Below are 18,265 nucleotides of genomic sequence, written 5' to 3'. Positions count from 1 at the left end.
GGAGAATCTTAATCTAAGTTATCTAATGTTTGTGATTTTTGGGTTATAAAACACACAAAAGCCAGGGTAGAGTCGCTGGGGAATTTTAGATAAGCAATTGACAATTCAATTCGAGCATCTAAAATTTCTTGACTTTTGAGGCAATTCTATCGACTCGCGGAACCATCCGCTGGTTTGCCGGTTCTGGCTGCCATTTTCTCGTTGATGTAGTCATAAATTTCCCGGAATCGAGGTAAGGCTCTGAGTTCCAGGCGACTGCCATCTCGAAGAGTGACTACCATATCGCCCCAGAGACCAATTCCACGGGGAACCTTCACGACATTAACAATTTCTGAGTAGATAATGTCGGTGCGATCGCGTCCCATCCAACCACCCGTTACCGAGATACGACGAGTTGTAATCCGGTAGCGCAACCAAAGCGCTCTCACAATTGCCCCTACCGTCAGAGGTATACAGATGACTGTAAATCCCAGCAGGATATTAATAATCAAATCACCTATGTGGGGACCGCCTTCATAGAAGGTTTCCTCTTTGATGCCCATTGAGTACCTCTGCTTCTGCCAACAACTGCTCTAATTCTCGCAAAATTTGACCATAATCGCACTCCACTGCTATGGGTCGCACAACGATGACCAACCGCCAGCCAGGTGCAATGCGAGGTAACATCTGACGAATCGCTGCCCGAATCCGTCGCTTGATCCGGTTCCGGATGACTGCTCGCTTGCTGACTTTTTGGCTGATGGAGATGCCGATGCGGGTTGGCATCACTTCAGCAGTTTTCATGCCCTTCGCGCCGCTTGATTGCCTCAACGCTCTTAAAGCAAAGTGAGGGGCATTGCGACGCAGACCGCTCTGGTACACAGCGGTAAAATCTTGCCGGTGCCTGAGTCGATTTGCTCTGGATAATGCCACTAGAAACTCCGCCCTCCTGGGTGGCTTAAAAGAAGGATGAAGGCGAAATCAATTCATCCTTCATCCTTCTTTTGTTTCTAAACGGAAAGGCGATAACGTCCCTTTTTTCGGCGAGCTTTGATGACAGCCTGACCATTTTTGGTACGCATCCGTGCTCGAAAACCAGATGTTCTTTTTTGCTTACGATTAGTGCCGCCCAGAGTGCGCTGAGTCATCGGTTTTTACTCCAGATTTAGAATCGCCGCTATAGAAAAAGTCACGATTCTCCAGCATAGCATCACATTGCGCTCCTTTTACAAGCGCCCCTTGGCTGCACAGAAGCGGACGTGGACTGTGCCTTAATTAATACTCAAAATCCAGGTACCGAGATAACGGGGCAACGGTACGTCGCCGGGAGTAAGAATCGCACCCGTGAAATAATAAGTTCCACCAAAAGGCGGGTTTTTCACGTTAGACAAGATTAAATCTACGCTGTTACCAGCAGCCACTGGCTCCTGCATATAAATCAGAAGCTTGTAATTTTCTTTGTCCCAGACAACCTCTTTGAGGGGCAGCTTTTTCCCTTTGACACGGACTTCAACGTTTTTCGTGTCAAACTTGCCCTTATAGTAATCGGGATAAGTGATGACAAACTGAGCTGCCCCTAATTCCATTTTTTTGGCGGGAATCTTGAGCCGGTAGCGATCCCAAGCATCCGATTGACCGCCAAAATCTAACCGATAGCTCAGCTGATTTTGCCGTTCAACACCGCTAAAAATGGTTAAACCGGGTAGACTCTGTGCTTGGGTAAGGCTGGCAAAGCCCGTTAGCACGCAACCCGTCGCCGCTAGGGCAGAAATTAGGCGTCGCTTAGAGGATTTTGTTGACAACATAGGCTCTTGTATCTCAACTGTAGAGAATGGGCTAGAGAGTGGGCTTCGTTACTAAACTTTACTATTTTTGACTCAAGCGGGGATGTAGCCGCCCCGAATGAATCCTCCCCCGTGACGCGGGAAGCGAGAAGAAAGTGCCCCCAGATGCAAGCTTGGTGAGCTTTTGAGTCGAGCGATCGCTCAGGTTAGGGCAATGGAACCAGACCGGCTCATAAAGACAGTTGATTTTAAACTAGTTGCCGCTCGGCGCGATCGCGCTGCTCGGCATTTTTTATGTACTAATGTATATCATTATGTATTTTTTTGGTTATTTATTGAATAAATTTGAAAAAATCAGCCGGAAACAAACCCTTCAATTAATCTGAATTGACGCCAGAGATTATAGGCACCAGAGGGTTTAAGAGAAAGCTTTTTATCATTGGTTAAAGCTTTGAAAACGGGTTCTAGGTGATATCGTCTTAGGACGTGCGTGAGTGTGGAACTCTAAATTCATAAAACAAAGTTAAAGATACGGATCGGAATTTAGAAATCCGCCTAGGATGCAAAAGGATAGGATGCAGAAGGGTTTCGTAGAATTGATTGGGAGAGTTCATGAGAATTGCGGTTGCAAAGGAAGTTGAAGTTGGCGAACGTCGTGTGGCACTGGTGCCTGACACTGTAGGCAGGTTAGTAAAACAGGGTCTAGAAGTGTGGGTAGAGGCGGGTGCTGGTGAGCAAGCATTTTTCTTTGATGACGCCTATAAAGCAGCTGGTGCAACGATTGTCTCGGATACAGGTGCTTTGTGGCGCGAGGCGGATGTTTTATTAAAAGTTAATCCGCCGAAAGAGCATGAAATTCATCAGCTCAAGGAAGGAGGCGTGTTGATTGGGTTTCTAAATCCTTTGGGAAATCCAAACCTAATCCAGCGTTTAGCCGAGCGCCGAGTCACCGCCTTCAGTATGGAATTGATCCCCCGCACCAGTCGGGCGCAGAGCATGGATGCTTTGTCTTCTCAGGCGGGAGTGGCTGGATACAAGGCGGTACTGATTGCAGCGGCGGCTGTGCCGAAGTTCTTCCCGATGTTGACGACAGCAGCTGGGACAATTGCACCGGCAAAAGTATTTATCATGGGTGCAGGAGTAGCGGGACTGCAAGCGATCGCTACTGCTAGACGCCTAGGTGCCATCGTAGAAGCCTTTGATATTCGTCCTGCCGTGAAAGAAGAGGTGCAAAGCCTAGGGGCGAAATTTATCGAAGTGCAGCTGAATGAAGAAACTGTGGCAGCGGGCGGCTACGCGAAAGAAGTTTCTGAAGCCTCTAAGCAACGCACCCAGGAAGTCCTCACCGAGCATGTCAAGCAAGCCGATGTCGTCATTACCACAGCTCAGGTTCCGGGCAGAAAAGCGCCCATCCTGGTGACTGAGGAAATGGTAGCCCAGATGAAACCGGGTGCGGTCATTGTCGATTTGGCAGCTGAGCAAGGCGGCAACTGCGCCTGCACGGAACCTGGCAAGGATGTCCAGCGCAACGGAGTCACGATTATTGGCCCGATGAATTTACCTGCGTCTATGCCGGTTCACGCCAGTCAAATGTATGCCAAGAATGTTTTGACTTTGGTGCAATACCTGATTAAAGAGAGTGCATTGCAGCTGAATTTTGAGGATGACATCATTAGTAGTACCTGCGTCTCTAATAACGGTGAGATTCTCAATCAACGAGTCCGGGATGGTTTGACTCAGGTAAAGATTAACGCCTAGAAAAATGGTGGAGGAAACCCATTTTCTCTCTAGAAAACGGGTTTCTTAGCTATCAAATTAGGTATCCAATTTGAAGATTGTCGGTGGGCAGTGTCCACCTTGACCGCTGAATCAAGAAGGAGTATTGAGCTGAATGACAGAAACCTTAATTGGCGCTTTGTTTGTATTTGTATTAGCGTCTTTTATCGGATTTGAAGTAATTAACAAAGTGCCGCCGACACTCCATACTCCCCTCATGTCTGGGGCAAATGCAATTTCTGGAATTGCCGTGATCGGGGCGCTGATTGTCTGTGGACCGCGCGAGTCAAATCTCAGCGTCATTTTGGGCTTAATTGCCGTAGTGCTAGCAACCATCAACGTAGTAGGTGGTTTCTTAGTGACGGATCGGATGTTGCAAATGTTTAAGAAAAAGGTAAGCGGGTAATGGATAAGCTTTGAATTTTGAAAAGAAGAAATTTCTCACTCAAAATGCAAACCCGAACACTCAAAACTTTTCTGATTACCAATCACCAATTACCCATTACCGACGAACAAGTGATATGACGGAATTTCTGCCAACTGGGATACAGCTGACTTACTTAGTAGCAGCGTGTTTGTTTATTCTGGGATTGAAGAAGCTGGGTTCACCGGCGACAGCTCGCACAGGCAATCAGTGGGCAGCTGTCGGGATGCTACTGGCTATCGTGGCAACACTGCTAGATAGGCAGGTGTTGAACTACGAAATGATTTTGTTGGGTTTGCTGATTGGTTCAGTGTTGGGAGCGATCGCAGCCTATAAAGTAGAAATGACCGATATGCCCCAAATGGTGGGTCTACTCAACGGTTTGGGAGGCTTAGCTTCTGCCCTGGTCGCTGTAGGAGAATTTTGGCGGCTCTTGGGCACGCAGCAAGCAATTCCCTTCGACGCCAACCTCTCGATTATCAGTAGCGTATTTATCGGCGGCGTCACCTTCACTGGCAGTATGATGGCCTTTGCCAAATTGCAGGGACTCATTAGTGGTTCTCCCATTACTTTTCCCTTGCAACAACCCATCAACGCCCTCCTATTAGTAAGTTTTGTAGCAGCGAGTGCCTTCCTGCTAATTACCCCAGACAACTTACCTGTATTTCTAGCAATGGTAGGGATTTCCTTACTGCTGGGCGTGCTGTTCGTGATTCCGATTGGCGGCGGCGATATGCCTGTCGTAATTTCGCTGCTGAACTCGCTTTCTGGGGTCGCTGCGGCTGCTGCTGGTTTCGTGGTGATGAACAATATGCTGATCATCTCCGGAGCCTTGGTAGGCGCTTCAGGCTTAATCCTGACCGAAATCATGTGTAAGGCGATGAACCGTTCCCTTGCCAGCGTGCTGTTTGGTGCCTTCGGGAAAGCTGGGGCATCTGGTGGTACTGGTAGTGCAGAAGGGGGCGATAAAAATGTCCACAGCATCGATACCGAAGAAGGCGCGATGATGTTGGGCTATGCGCGTTCCGTCGTGATTGTTCCCGGCTATGGCATGGCAGTGGCTCAAGCACAACACGCTGTCCGCGAATTGGCTGACGGGCTAGAAAAACTAGGCGTTGAAGTGAAATATGCCATTCACCCAGTGGCGGGACGGATGCCAGGACACATGAACGTATTGCTAGCAGAGGCGAATGTGCCTTATCCGCAGCTATACGACATGGATGATATCAATCCGCAGTTAGAGCAGACGGATGTGGCGCTGGTGATTGGGGCGAATGATGTTGTGAATCCAGCGGCTCGTCACGATTCTGCTAGCCCGATTTACGGGATGCCGATTCTGGAAGTAGATAAGGCAAAACACACGATTGTGATTAAACGCGGGATGAGTGCGGGTTTTGCCGGTGTGGATAACGAGCTTTTCTACAAAGACAAAACGATGATGCTATTTGGCAGTGCGCGGGATGTCGTGGCGAAGCTGGTTGCTGAAGTGAAGCAGCTATAAACAAATTTTGAGTTTTAGATCATCACTCAAAATTGCGATCGCGATACGATACCAGTCTGCTTCAGGAGTTTAATACTCCTGAAGCTATCTTTTCTTTGGAATAAAAGATAGGTTAGGCTGGGCTTACCAGAGGCATCTGCTACATTCAGAAACCACGGCTATGTGATTTTGCATGAAAGCAGCATGAGACAATTCATCGCGGGTTTTACCGCCGCTTTAGTAGGTTTGGCGATCGCTTCGGTTGGTTCCGCTGTGGCTCGTGAACCTGGTATCTATTTTAGGAATTCCCGTGCGTTGTCAGACAAGGCAGATGCGATTGGGACTCCAAAGCCGATTTTAACCAGCCAAACCGCGTCCACCACTCCAAAACAACCAACAGAGGAACTTTCCGCACTTTTAGATACGGTGGTGGAGGGCAACAGCTCGTTTGCCCTCGATCTCTATAACCGTCTGCGGAAACAAGAAGGAAACCTATTCTTCTCCCCTTACAGCATTTCAACGGCACTCGCCATGACCTACGCTGGAGCTGGCGGACAAACGGCGACCGAGATGGCGAAAGTTCTCCACTTCACCTTAGAGCAAGAACGCCTACATCCGACTTTTGCCGCGCTCATGGCTGAGCTAAACGCCAGCGAACAGCAGGGATATCAAATTGCAGTTGCGAATCGGCTTTGGGGTCAAAAGGGCTATGGCTTTAGCGATCGCTTTTTGAAAACTACCCAAAACGACTACGGCGGGGGACTCCAAGAGGTGGACTTTGCCGGTGCGACTGAACAGACTCGCCGCACGATCAACAACTGGGTCGCAAAAAAAACTGAAGACAAAATTCAAGACCTGATTGCGCCAGGGACGATCTCTTCTAAGACCAAGCTGGTGCTGACAAATGCCATTTACTTTAAAGGTGCCTGGTTCAGCCCGTTCGATCGGCAAAAAACCAAAGATGAGCCGTTTTATGTCACTCCAACGCAGCAGGTTAGCGTGCCGATGATGTGCAAGACGGAGCAATACGGCTGGGCAGATATTGGCAGCTTGAAAGTGTTAGAGCTACCCTACGGTCAAGGCGAGGAGATATCCAAGGAATTATCGATGGTCATTCTCTTACCCAAGCAAGTGGATGGGTTGGCGAAGATGGAGCAGCAGCTGACGCCAAAAAACTTGGAACGGTGGCTATCGTCCCTCAAATACGAGCAGATGGTTGAAGTTTGGGTGCCTAAGTTCAACCTCACTTCAGAGTTTGACCTAAGCAAGGTACTGGCAAATATGGGGATGCCCGAAGCTTTCAGCGTTCAAGCTGACTTCTCGGCGATGACCGGCAAGAAAGGGTTGTTCATCTCCAAGGTGATTCACAAAGCCTTCGTGGAGGTAAATGAGGAGGGCACTGAGGCAGCTGCGTCTACAGGGGTTGGGATGACTAGGGGGGCAAACAAAGAGTTTCGAGCCGATCGCCCATTTGTGTTCCTGATTCGGGACAAGCAGTCGGGTAGCATTTTGTTCCTGGGTCGTGTGTTGAATCCGCTACAGTCAACAGCGGCTGTTGGGAAGTAAAGTTGATGCCGATCGCTTGGGAAATCGAGAAAATAGAAGATAGAGGGTTCCCAGCATTGATGCCTTTATCCTGAATTAGGAGTCTGCCAGCCGTGGTTGTACAAATATCTGATAGCACCTACGAAGTCAAGACCCAAGAAATTGCCAAACAACTGTTGGCAGCAACGAGAGAAAATCGCTCCTTTTTTGCCCAAATGCGCGACCAAATGCGCTGGGATGATAAATTACTTGCCTGGGCAATGGGCAACCCTGGTTTGCGGGTGCAGCTGTTTCGCTTCATTGACTGTCTGCCTGCGCTGCACAGTAAACCGGAAGTTGCTCGTCACTTGCAAGAGTACATGGCGGATGAGTCGGTTGAACTGCCGACGAGCCTGAAAGGGATGCTCAACTTTGCTTCTCCTGACTCGATGCCCGGTCAGGTAGCAGCGACAACGGTGAATACAGCAGTTGAAACCTTAGCGCATAAATATATCGCTGGGGAAAACATTAAACAGGTTATTAAGACGGTTGAGCGATTGCGTAAGGAGAAAATGGCTTTCACTATCGACCTGTTAGGGGAGGCGGTGATTACGGAAGCTGAGGCGCAATCGTATTTAGACAGATATTTAGAATTGATGCAGCAGCTAACGGACGCGGCGAAGACGTGGACGCGGGTGCCTGCAATTGACCAAGCAGATGGAGAAGAAATCCCCCAAATTCAAGTATCTGTCAAGCTGACAGCGTTTTATTCGCAGTTCGATCCGTTGGATGCGAAGGGAAGTGAGGAGCGAGTGAGCGATCGCATCCGGCTTCTATTACGTCGCGCCCAAGCCTTGGGGGCTGCTGTTCACTTTGATATGGAACAGTATGCCTACAAAGATTTGACGCTCTCCATCCTGAAACAGTTGTTGATGGAAGAGGAGTTCCGGAGTCGCACGGATCTCGGAATAACGCTGCAAGCTTATCTGCGCGACAGCGAACAAGATTTGCGCGGCTTGATTGACTGGGCGAAACAGCGTGGCTATCCTCTGACAGTGCGCTTGGTAAAAGGGGCGTACTGGGATCAAGAAACTATCAAGGCGATGCAGAAAGATTGGCCGGTGCCAGTTTACAGCGATAAAACTGCAACCGATGCCAATTTTGAGAAGATGACCCAGCTGTTGCTGGAAAATCATGAGTATTTGTACGCGGCAATTGGCAGTCATAACGTGCGATCGCAAGCACGGGCGATGGCGATCGCGGAAAGTTTGAAAATTCCCCGCCGTCGCTTTGAGATGCAAGTTTTGTACGGCATGGGGGATAAGCTGGCAAAAGCGCTCGTCGATAAAGGTTATCGGGTGCGGGTGTATTGTCCTTATGGGGATTTGCTACCGGGGATGGCTTATTTGATTCGCCGATTGCTGGAAAATACTGCCAATAGTTCGTTCTTGCGACAAAATCTGGAAGAGCGTCCGATTGAGGAATTGTTAGCGCCTCCCGTCGTAGAAAGTTCGGAGTCTTCAGTCAAAGCTCAAAACTCAAAACTCAAAACTCAAAACTTGCCTTTTCACAATGCAGCGGATACGGATTATGCAGAAGCTGAGGAAAGGAAGCGATCGCAACAAGCTTTGCAAACGGTACGCGAACAGTTAGGTAAAACCTATTTACCTCTGATTGACGGTGAATATGTAAACACATCCGACATCGTTGATTCAGTGAATCCTTCCAACCCCAGCGAGGTGGTTGGCAAAATCGGATTGATTAGCGTAGAACAAGCAGAACAGGCGATCCAAGCCGCAAAAGCAGCATTTGCCAGTTGGCGACAAACTCCAGTTCCAGAAAGGGCTGGAGTGTTGCGGAAAGCCGCAGATTTGATGGAAAAACGCCGCGCTGAATTATCCGCGTGCATGGTATTAGAAGTTGGGAAGCCAGTGCGGGAATGCGACGGTGAAGTTTCCGAGGCGATAGACTTCTGCCGTTACTACGCCGACGAAATGGAACGGCTGGATGCTGGGCACCATTATGACATCGCCGGGGAAACCAATCGCTATAACTATCAACCTCGAGGAATTTCCCTGATTATTTCCCCTTGGAATTTCCCCTTGGCGATTCCTACCGGCATGACAGTGGCGTCACTGGTTACTGGAAATTGTACGCTTCTCAAACCCGCTGAAGTTTCATCGGTGATTACAGCCAAACTCAGTGAAATTCTGGTAGAAGCAGGCATTCCTCGTGGGGTGTTCCAATACGTACCCGGAAAAGGTTCAACGGTTGGTGCTTATATGGTGAAGCATCCCGATGTCCACATGATTACTTTTACAGGTTCTCAGGAAGTCGGCTGTCGGATTTACGCCGATGCTGCGATTTTACAACCAGGGCAAAAACACCTGAAGCGGGTGATTGCCGAAATGGGTGGCAAGAATGCGATTATCGTCGATGAAAGTGCCGATCTCGATCAAGCTGTGCAAGGTGTGGTGCAGTCCGCCTTTGGTTACAGCGGACAGAAGTGTTCGGCGTGTTCTCGGGTAATTGTTCTAGAACCCATCTATGATGCTTTTGTAGAGCGTTTGGTGGAAGCAACGCGATCGCTCAATGTTGGCCCTGCGGAGGCACCCAGCACCCAAGTTGGCCCCGTGATTGATGCAAACGCACGCGATCGCATTTTGGAATATATCGAGAAAGGGCGTCAGGAAGCAAAAGTGGCGCTGGAAATGCCCGCACCTGACAACGGCTATTTTATTGGCCCGACGATTTTCTCAGAAGTCTCGCCAGAGGCGACGATTGCCCAAGAAGAAATTTTTGGTCCTGTCTTGGCAGTCATGCGGGTGAAGAATTTCAAGGAAGCGATCGCGGTTGGTAATAACACCAACTTCGCCTTGACTGGCGGTCTATATTCCCGTACACCTTCCCACATTCAACAAGCTGAAACCGAATTTGAAGTCGGCAACCTCTACATCAATCGCGGCATCACTGGCGCAATTGTAGCAAGACAACCCTTCGGCGGTTTCAAACTTTCTGGCGTCGGTTCTAAAGCAGGTGGCCCAGATTACTTGCTACAATTCCTCGAACCCCGCGTAGTGACAGAAAATATCCAACGCCAAGGATTTGCTCCGATTGAAGGAGTAGATTAGAAAGGCAAAAGTAAGAAGGCAAAAGTAAACAGAAAGAATTGTTTCTTTTACTTTTGTCTTTTTATTGGGGTAAGGTAATTGGGAGAAAATAATAGAGCGGTTCTCAATTTGATGCAATACAAAATGAGAAAGAAGTTAAAAGAACCTATCTGGATTCTGTGACCGATAAAGATAAAAGCACTAAGTTTAAGAATAGAAGTCTGCTAATTCTAGGAATCATTTGGCTGGTGGGGGCAGTTAGCGATCGCATTTGGTTTACGCTTGACCACTCCGTACCAGCTTGGGATCAGGCAGATTACTTGACGGGATCGTTGAACTACTGGAGGGCTTTGCAACAACCCCAGTGGTTTTCAGGCGAGTGGTGGACGAGTTTTTGGCTGTTGACCTCCAAAGTGCCGCCTTTTACCTACATTGCAGCTGCTATCGTCCAGCATCTCTTTGGGACGGGGGCGGATCAAGCCACGCTGGTTCTGTTGCTATTCAGTGCGATGCTTCTGGGTTCGGTTTATGGTTTGGGCGTCCAGCTATTTAGCATTGAAGTCGGTTTATGGGCGGCTGGGCTGTGCCAATTGTTACCGGGGATTTATCAATATCGCCTGGATTTTCTGCTGGATTATCCGCTGACCGCGGTTGTGACGTTGAGTTTCTTTTGCTTGACGGTTTGGCGGAATTGTCGAACCGCAGAGGCACAGAGGACGCAAAGAACAAGAGAATGGGTTTGGGCGGCGGCGTTTGGGCTTTCTTTGGGGCTGGCGCTGATGGTAAAGCAGACAGCGCTGTTCTTTCTGTTGACGCCGATTTTGTGGGTGGGGTTTGGGACGATTCGGCACCGGGCATGGGGACGCCTCGCGCAACTGGTTTCTGGGTTGCTGCTTTCGGTTTTGGTCTTTGGTCCTTGGTATCGCACCAATTGGCTGCTGATGCTGACGGCGGGAAAAAGGGCGACAGTGGATTCAGCGATCGCGGAGGGAGATCCCGCCCTCAATACTCTAGACGCTTGGACTTACTACTGGAAAATTCTTCCTTACCATGTGTCTTGGCCTTTGTTACTCATTCCAATTGTGGGATTGCTGATTTATTCAATTAAAAAAATAAAAACTCAACAAGAGAATTCTTCGACTTTTAATTTTTCATTTCTAAATTTTGATTCAATTGCTTGGCTTGCGGTATTTTGGCTGGGAGCTTATTTACTGGGTTCGCTGAATATTAATAAAGATTCTCGCTATGTCTTGCCTTACTTGCCAGTAGTGGCGCTGTTTTTGGCTTATGGTTTGACGCGCCAGACAGGACGCTGGAAACATCATATCCGTTGGGGAACCGTTGGTTTGGCGGTGCTGCTAATGTTTCTGAACCTGTTCCCCGTGGGAGGGATGTTTGCCAATTTCACGCAAGTCCTCAGTCCCTATGCCCAGCATCCCGTTTATCTGGGAGAAAAATGGCCTCATCAACAAGCGATCGCCCAAATTATTCAAACCGAACCTTATCTGCGTTCCACACTAGGAGTATTACCCTCAACCGCAAAAATTAACCAGCACAATTTCAATTATTACGGTGCGTTAGAAAATTTTCAGGTGTATGGGCGTCAGGTAGGAACCCGAAAGAAGTTTGTCCCTCAAGATGCGCGATCGCTTTCCTGGTTCCTCACGAAAAGTGGTAAGCAAGGATCGATTCCAGACGCGCAAGCAATCATCGTCCAAACTGTAGAACAAGGTTCGGATTTCCAATTGCAAAAGAGTTGGGATTTACCCGATGACAGCGTTTTGAAACTCTATCATCGCAAAACGCCACCCATCCAAGTACAACCCCTCACAGAACCCCGCACTCAAGTCAGCCTAGAACGGGTAAGTGTGCCTAATCAAGCCCCACCAGGGATTCCCGTACCGATTACCTACGAGTGGTCTGGTTCTTGGGAACAGTTGCAATCTGGGTTAGTGCTGCTGACTTGGCGAATGAGCGATCGCATTGTTGAAAATTCCACAGTTAACAATTCCAAAGTTGAAAATTCCAAATCTGAATGGCTGCACGATCACGGGATTGGCATGGGAGAATTGTATCCAAAAGTTCTTCCCTCTAAGCTTTCTGCGAATGGCTTTCGAGTTACCGAACAGATGGCGATGCTGCCGCCAGCAAATATATCGGCTGGAATTTACCGCCTAGAAGCGACTTACCTGAACCGGCAAACGGGTGAAACTTACCCGATACAGGTTCCCCCCGTGACACTGAAGATTGAACCCCTTGCCGCCGCCACACCCGCACCTGAATTGGATTTGCTGACTCAGTTGCGGACTCTAGCGGCTACCTTACCCCAAGGGACAGAAGCTCTAGAGTCGATATTTGAAGAAACTGGGCGCATCAACCAGTACGACCCGATTCAAGACTATCTGAATCAAACCTTGACGGCATTGGAATACCGACTGCAACGGGAACCGCAGAACCGGGATTGGGCATACACGCTGGCTTTGTCAAAGGCACTAAAGCGACAAGTCAAAGGTGCGATCGCTGCCTTAGAACGAGTCGTTGAGATCGACTCCCAAAATCCTTACGCTTATGCCTATCTCGCCTTTGTCCATCTGTACGATTGGCATCCCGCCGCCGCCCAGAAAGCTTTGAAACCGGCTCTTGCCATCAACCCGAACTTATCCGAACTTCAAGCCCTGAATGGCGTAGCAACGCTTCTGCAAGGCAATCTTGTCAAAGCTTGGCAAATTCTGAAAGAATTAAAAATTCCGAATTAGAAACAAAATTCTTGCTTTTGCCTTTTACTTTTTGCCTTCTTCAGAGATGTTTCATCAAAATTAGCTCCAACTGAGGAATGCCTATCGGCTTGCTGAGATAATCATTAGCACCAGCCTCTAGAAAACGGTCTCGATCTTCTGCCATTGTATTTACCGTCACCATTACCACTGGCAGTCTTTCCAGTTCCGGCTGCTGTTTTAAGTCTTTTAGTAAATCTAACCCGCTGTATCCACCGGGTAAATTTACATCCAACAAAATCAGATCGGGCTGGAAGTTTCGCACTCGCTGGAGGAAATCCGTCCCATTAAGCAAATGTTCGACGGTATGGCCTACGACTTGGAGATAGTCTTGCAACAGCAACCCACTATTTTCATCGTCTTCCACAATTAGAATTCGTCCTTTGCCAGGGATAGAAAAAGGGTTGGCGGCGGCTTTTAACTCGCCTTTTAACTCGCCATTGTTAACCCCAGAAGACAATAAAGAAGAATCGCCCCCCTCGCTTGGAAACTGATAGATGGAGACTGATTCATTGCTCATATCGGGCAGATATAGAGTAAACTCACTGCCTTTTCCTAGGGTTGAGGAAACCGTCACATCTCCACCATGAAGTCGGGCTAAACTGCGAGTCAGTGACAACCCCAAACCAGTGCCAGCAAACTGCCGGTTCAGTCCGCTGTCCAATTGGCGAAATGGCTCAAATAACAATGACAGCTTCTCAGGGGCAATACCAATGCCCGTATCCGCTACGGTAAACGCAATGCATCCAGGCTGCTTTTGCACAATTAGGGAAACTTGACCCGATGGTGTGAACTTAATTGCATTCGATAGCAGATTCAATAACATCTGCTTTAGACGTCGTTCATCGGCGACACAAACATCAATTTCTGGGTCAATTTGACTGGTGAGTTGTAGCCCTCGTTCGTAGGCTTGTTCCCTCATAATCGTAACGATGTATTCGCACAAATTCGGCACGATAATTGGCATCGGGCAGAGTTTCTCTTTGCCTGCTTCGACTTTAGAAAGGTCAAGAATATCGTTAATCAGCGATAGAAGATGTTCGCCACTGTTATTAATGCAGGTGACATACTCTTTCTGTTTCTCATTGATTGTGCCAAAAATTTCTTGCCGCAGGATGTGAGAGAGTCCTAAGATGGCGTTAAGGGGCGTTCGGAGTTCGTGGCTCATGGTGGCAAGGAATTCACTTTTTGCTCGACTTCCCGCTTCTGCCGCTTCCTTTGCTTCCCGCAGTTCGATTTCTTTGTTCATGCGATCGCTAATGTCATACACGACCGCTTGTAGCACTTTTCGGTTGTCCAGCTCGATTGCCGTTAGCGTCACCTCTGCCGGAAAATCTTTACCATCCAACTTCCGATGAATCCAATCAAAGCGACAGTTGCCTTCTGTTAGGGCAGTGGTAATGCGATCGCAAGCTAGACTCAGGGAATCTTGACCATCGGGCTGAGTTGGTGGTGAGAATGTGCTGGGATGTTTGCCGCAAAACTCTTCCAAGTCATTACAGCCAAATAGCTGTAGGGTGGCACTGTTGCAATCGAAAAATCCTTGTTCATCGAGTAGCATTACCGCCGCACTAGTTGATTCATAGAGCGTCCGGAACTTGGTTTCCGATTCCCGCAGTGCCTTTTCTGCTTGTTTGCGCTCGGTAATGTCTCGCGTCGTATTGACCGCCAGCAGGACTTTCCCCCTGTCATCGCGGATTGCCGCCCCATTGATACTCACCCACTTGCGCTCTCCATTGAGACCGTGTACCACCAGCTCCTGATCGGTAAAAACTTCCCCTTGAAGTGCCCTTGTTAGAGGTAACTCCGACCGACGAGGGCGGGAACCATCTGGGTTCCGGACTTTTAATTTAGTTAAAAAATTCTTGACGTGAGGCATAGAGCCTGGAGCGGAGGTAGGTGTAACACCATTCCCGACCAGACCATATATCTGCAATGCCGCCCGGTTTAACAGCACGATTTGACCATCGGGTTGAGTGACAGTAATTCCCTCTTGAATGGAATCAAGAATGGCTTCCAGCAGTGTTTTTTCCTGAGCGAGTTGCTGAGTGCGCTCCTGAACGAGGCTTTCTAGCTGTTCAAGCTCGTGGGCATTGTAGAGAGCGATCGCTGTCTGTCCAGCTAACTGTTGCAGCAGTTGGATTTCCCATTCTAAGAACGGCGGACGCGGCTTGATCGAGCCGACAACCAGATAGCCGTAGAATTGCTCTCTTACGAAGATAGGAGCCAAGAGCATCGTACTTGGTCTCGTTTCCGCGCAAAGCGCTTGGTAGGCTGGGGTCAACCAAAAGTCAGTAGTGTTTGCGATCGCTACCGGACGGTTTTCGAGCAACTCACTTCGCACCGTTTCCCAGCCTTCTACGGACAGGGTTGTCCCTTGTAGGGGCGATTGAGAAATCGGCTTTACGGCATCTGATAAATGGGGCCAATACTCCGCTTCAATGTAAACTCGGTTTGATTCCGACAAGTCTCGGACTACCATGCAGAAATCGCAGCTCATCGGGACTGCCGTCTGTCGGACAATTTCATCAACGACTGATTTTGGATCGAGATTAGAATTTAAGGCAGTCGTGATGCGGTTTACTAAGGCTTCTCGCTCCAGTTGTTGCTGCAAGGCTCGCTGGGTTTGTTGGAGTCGTATCTGCATCCGCTGACGCTCAATGGCATATCGCACGGTGCGGAGCAGCAGATGGCTGTCGGCATGACCTTTGACGAGATAGTCTTGCGCTCCTTCTTGTACAGCAGAAAGTGCGATCGCTTCATCGGCTAGCCCCGACATCACCACAATCGGCACTTCTGGTACAGCATTGCAGACTCGTCTGACGGTTTCTAAACCCTGAGCATCTGGCAGCGATAAATCTAACAAAATCACCCCGATCGATAGTGGGAGGCGATCGCCTTTCAGCTCAAAAGGTTGCTGGTTCGCTGGTTGGTTAAACCTTTCAATCTTCAACTTCTGAACGTTCAACCCTTCTGAACTGACGAGGCAATCCAGGGCTTCTGTGAGCGTTTGAACGTGGATCAGCGTTATCTGGGGAGCATTGACTTCCCGCAGCAGTTCCCGCACGAGACGGGCATCGCCAGGGTTATCCTCCACAAGCAATACGGCGATCGGTTCAGTCTGCATGGGTTGCACTCCAATTCTTTTACTGGAGGGTCTTCTTCCAGCATTTCCCCTCTCTTTCGGCAGCGTTACCATCTTTATGAGCTAAAACTTCCAGGGTTACTTTGAAAATTCTTAGGAACCAATCCACCTCTACTGGCTTGGTAATGTAATTGAGATGCTATGTATTGTAAATATTTTAATCTTTCATCAATGTTATCGGGATTACTTGCGGAGTCCCTCCAGTGTGCTGGTTTGGCTTGTTTTTTGCCCACACTCGATCAATATTTTTTTAGAATTCGTATCTACAAGCATGATGTCTGACCCTACCTACAGGGTGAATTTACTATACTTCGCCCCCTGAAATGCCACGTCTGAGAAGTTGGTTATGGCATCATCCCTCTGTACAGGCTTTCCGATTCGGGCGGCAATTTCTTAGGATTGGCGACAGTATCTTCTTGACCGAATAAATAACTCCTCGTAGTTGTTGATACGACTTTTAAAAAAATCTAAATCTTTAAAGATTGTAAAGCTAATAGCTGGTCATTTTTTTGCTTGAATAATTGCTAAAATTTATTTTTTTAAGAATTTCTAAATAAAAATAGATTTTGTATGTCTAATTTTTTTATTGAATTTTAAATTAGTGATATAGTAGCAATCTCATTTGAGCTGTAAGATGCTAGCACTTCAGATACCTGACTTCTTAGAGAAGTCGGGTATCTCGCCTTTAGAAACCATTTAGGCTGGCTATATATATTATTAAATTAAAAGAATTTTAGTTGACAAATGCACCTAAGCTAGGTTTATTTTTTAGCTAAAAAAACAGTAATTTGTCCTATATCTGAAGACTGATTTCTGATGAGGGATGTAATCAGAACTGGGATAGATGTGTAATAGAAAATATAAAACATCCTTAGAAGGCAAACAATAATTATGACTTGGTTAGAAAGGCAATTTGGACAACAGAAGACCAGCTCAGAAGGAGACAGCAAACATGACGCTCAGGCTGTCGAAGAACAAATGAGTCCAGGACTTACGGGTGAGTATGATTGGGAGTTGCGTGAGAAGGCTGGGATGCATAAACCTCCAACATTGCCAGAATACATGGGCTTTGAGGGGGAATACGATGCTAACGGATTAGCTAAGCGCGTTGCTGCTGCATTTGATCAAGAGCCGAACCTCAAAAATATTGACACTCTTGAAATCGCTCAAGACGGTGGCACGATTATCCTCACGGGTTCTGTACCCGATCAATCAATTTTGAGCCATGTCGAAGCGGTTGCTGCCAAAGTAGATGGCACCAAAGCAGTAGACCTTCACCAAGTGCAAATTAAAACCCACGAAGGTTCCGTCCGATAAAATTAGAAAGGTCTGCTGTTAGTGGGAGATAAAGATTGGCTCAGCTGCAACGATTAGCGATCGCTCCCTCTCAATTTCAAAACCAGCAAATTATCCTGACTGCCGAACAACAGCATTATCTCAGTCGGGTGTTGCGGTTGCGGGAGGGCGATCGCTTTATCGCAATGGATGGACAAGGGCACTGGTGGCTGGCGAAGCTGGAGGCGAATCAGGGGCAGCTTCTAGAGCCGATTTCCGTCCAAACTGAGTTGCCCTGCTCGATAACCCTAATGGTTGCGTTGCCAAAAAACGGCTTTGATGAAGTGGTGCGCTACAGTACCGAGCTAGGGGTGGTAGCGATCGCGCCCGTCGTGAGCGATCGCACCCTGCCCAATCCCAGTCCCCAGAAACTCGAACGCTGGCGGCGAATTGCCCAAGAAGCCGCAGAGCAATCAGAACGTCAAATCGTCCCCACAATTTTAGAACCCGTTTCCTTTTCTGCTGCTTTGTCTTCGCTCAAGAGTCATTGTTCTTCGATAAAAAACAAGGATAAAGACAAGAATTATATCTGCGTTGCTCGTGGAGATTCTCCCCATTTACTCGATTGCTTGATTCATCTATTCCCGCAAGAAACCTCTACCTCTCCCCCAACCCCTCCCCTTGTAGGGGAGGGGAGTCCGGCTCCCCTTTCCCTACAAGGGAAGGGCGCTGGGGAGTTAGGTTTTTCAGGTACAGCAGATGAACTGAAGAATCCAGGGCAAGGAACGATTGTCATCGCCATCGGGCCAGAGGGAGGCTGGACACCCGCAGAAGTTGAACAAGCGATCGCTGCTGACTTCCAACCCGTTTCTCTAGGGCGTCGTGTCCTGCGAGCCGTCACCGCCCCAATGGTCGCCTTATCTCTGGTAGCAGCAGCATGGGAATCAGAAATTAGAGAGATTTAAGCTACGGTTCAATGCACAATTAGAAATGA

General features: G+C 48.3%; 13 protein-coding genes. 8 read left to right on the top strand and 5 right to left on the bottom strand.

Going from position 1 to position 18,265, the window contains the following annotated elements; genetic code table 11:
- Positions 1-146: 146 nt before the first annotated feature.
- The 4 genes from NDI34_RS01590 to NDI34_RS01575 form a co-directional block, all read right to left on the bottom strand.
- On the bottom strand, positions 147-542 hold the full coding sequence (locus NDI34_RS01590) for a PH domain-containing protein (RefSeq protein ID WP_190412725.1): 396 nt from the start codon (positions 540-542) through the stop codon (positions 147-149).
- Complete coding sequence (gene rnpA / locus NDI34_RS01585) at positions 514-912, bottom strand: ribonuclease P protein component (protein WP_190412726.1); 399 nt, start codon at positions 910-912, stop codon at positions 514-516. The genes NDI34_RS01590 and rnpA overlap by 29 nt, the downstream gene beginning before the upstream one ends.
- Positions 913-989: 77 nt before the next feature.
- Entirely contained in the window at positions 990-1,127 is a 138-nt protein-coding gene (gene rpmH, locus NDI34_RS01580; protein ID WP_190412727.1) for a 50S ribosomal protein L34, read from the bottom strand.
- A gap of 123 nt (positions 1,128-1,250) precedes the next feature.
- Positions 1,251-1,784 (bottom strand): DUF2808 domain-containing protein, encoded by a 534-nt coding sequence (locus NDI34_RS01575; RefSeq protein WP_190536249.1) that lies wholly within the window; start codon positions 1,782-1,784, stop codon positions 1,251-1,253.
- 591 nt (positions 1,785-2,375) lie between these two features.
- Between NDI34_RS01575 and NDI34_RS01570 the strand changes: the two genes are divergently transcribed.
- The 6 genes from NDI34_RS01570 (at position 2,376) to NDI34_RS01545 (ending at position 12,833) form a co-directional block, all read left to right on the top strand.
- A complete protein-coding gene (locus tag NDI34_RS01570) occupies positions 2,376-3,521 on the top strand; it encodes a Re/Si-specific NAD(P)(+) transhydrogenase subunit alpha (protein ID WP_190439674.1) in 1,146 nt (381 codons plus the stop codon).
- A 133-nt stretch (positions 3,522-3,654) separates the two neighbouring features.
- Positions 3,655-3,945, top strand: a complete 291-nt coding sequence (locus NDI34_RS01565; protein ID WP_190412730.1) for an NAD(P) transhydrogenase subunit alpha — start codon at positions 3,655-3,657, stop codon at positions 3,943-3,945.
- 115 nt (positions 3,946-4,060) lie between these two features.
- Positions 4,061-5,464 (top strand): NAD(P)(+) transhydrogenase (Re/Si-specific) subunit beta, encoded by a 1,404-nt coding sequence (locus NDI34_RS01560; RefSeq protein WP_190412731.1) that lies wholly within the window; start codon positions 4,061-4,063, stop codon positions 5,462-5,464.
- 183 nt (positions 5,465-5,647) lie between these two features.
- Entirely contained in the window at positions 5,648-7,009 is a 1,362-nt protein-coding gene (locus NDI34_RS01555; protein ID WP_348231646.1) for a serpin family protein, read from the top strand.
- 92 nt (positions 7,010-7,101) lie between these two features.
- Positions 7,102-10,098, top strand: a complete 2,997-nt coding sequence (gene pruA, locus NDI34_RS01550; protein WP_348231645.1) for an L-glutamate gamma-semialdehyde dehydrogenase — start codon at positions 7,102-7,104, stop codon at positions 10,096-10,098.
- A 158-nt stretch (positions 10,099-10,256) separates the two neighbouring features.
- Positions 10,257-12,833 (top strand): glycosyltransferase family 39 protein, encoded by a 2,577-nt coding sequence (locus NDI34_RS01545; protein WP_348231644.1) that lies wholly within the window; start codon positions 10,257-10,259, stop codon positions 12,831-12,833.
- Positions 12,834-12,873: 40 nt separating this feature from the next.
- Here the strand turns inward: NDI34_RS01545 and NDI34_RS01540 are convergent, their stop codons facing one another.
- A complete protein-coding gene (locus NDI34_RS01540; protein ID WP_348231643.1) occupies positions 12,874-15,978 on the bottom strand; it encodes a response regulator in 3,105 nt (1,034 codons plus the stop codon).
- A 909-nt stretch (positions 15,979-16,887) separates the two neighbouring features.
- Between NDI34_RS01540 and NDI34_RS01535 the strand changes: the two genes are divergently transcribed.
- Positions 16,888-17,313: a BON domain-containing protein gene (locus NDI34_RS01535; protein ID WP_190428993.1), complete on the top strand. Its 426-nt coding sequence runs from the start codon at positions 16,888-16,890 to the stop codon at positions 17,311-17,313.
- Positions 17,314-17,348: 35 nt separating this feature from the next.
- Positions 17,349-18,236, top strand: coding sequence for an RsmE family RNA methyltransferase (locus NDI34_RS01530; protein ID WP_348231642.1), 888 nt, complete (start codon positions 17,349-17,351; stop codon positions 18,234-18,236).
- The last annotated feature ends 29 nt before the right edge of the window (positions 18,237-18,265 follow it).

The sequence above is a fragment of the Trichocoleus sp. DQ-U1 genome (assembly GCF_039961925.1).
GTDB lineage: Bacteria > Cyanobacteriota > Cyanobacteriia > Cyanobacteriales > FACHB-T130 > FACHB-T130.
Note: the sequence above shows the minus strand (reverse complement) of the source record. Positions and strands in the feature narration are given on the sequence as shown.

Excerpts from the sequence above, each read along its gene's own strand:
- NDI34_RS01560 (WP_190412731.1), top strand. The coding sequence starts at position 4,061 with ATGACGGAATTTCTGCCAACTGGGATACAGCTGACTTACTTAGTAGCA.
- NDI34_RS01570 (WP_190439674.1), top strand. The coding sequence starts at position 2,376 with ATGAGAATTGCGGTTGCAAAGGAAGTTGAAGTTGGCGAACGTCGTGTG.
- rpmH (WP_190412727.1), bottom strand. The coding sequence starts at position 1,127 with ATGACTCAGCGCACTCTGGGCGGCACTAATCGTAAGCAAAAAAGAACA.
- NDI34_RS01555 (WP_348231646.1), top strand. The coding sequence starts at position 5,648 with ATGAGACAATTCATCGCGGGTTTTACCGCCGCTTTAGTAGGTTTGGCG.
- NDI34_RS01575 (WP_190536249.1), bottom strand. The coding sequence starts at position 1,784 with ATGTTGTCAACAAAATCCTCTAAGCGACGCCTAATTTCTGCCCTAGCG.
- NDI34_RS01590 (WP_190412725.1), bottom strand. The coding sequence starts at position 542 with ATGGGCATCAAAGAGGAAACCTTCTATGAAGGCGGTCCCCACATAGGT.
- NDI34_RS01565 (WP_190412730.1), top strand. The coding sequence starts at position 3,655 with ATGACAGAAACCTTAATTGGCGCTTTGTTTGTATTTGTATTAGCGTCT.
- NDI34_RS01540 (WP_348231643.1), bottom strand. The coding sequence starts at position 15,978 with ATGCAGACTGAACCGATCGCCGTATTGCTTGTGGAGGATAACCCTGGC.
- NDI34_RS01535 (WP_190428993.1), top strand. The coding sequence starts at position 16,888 with ATGACTTGGTTAGAAAGGCAATTTGGACAACAGAAGACCAGCTCAGAA.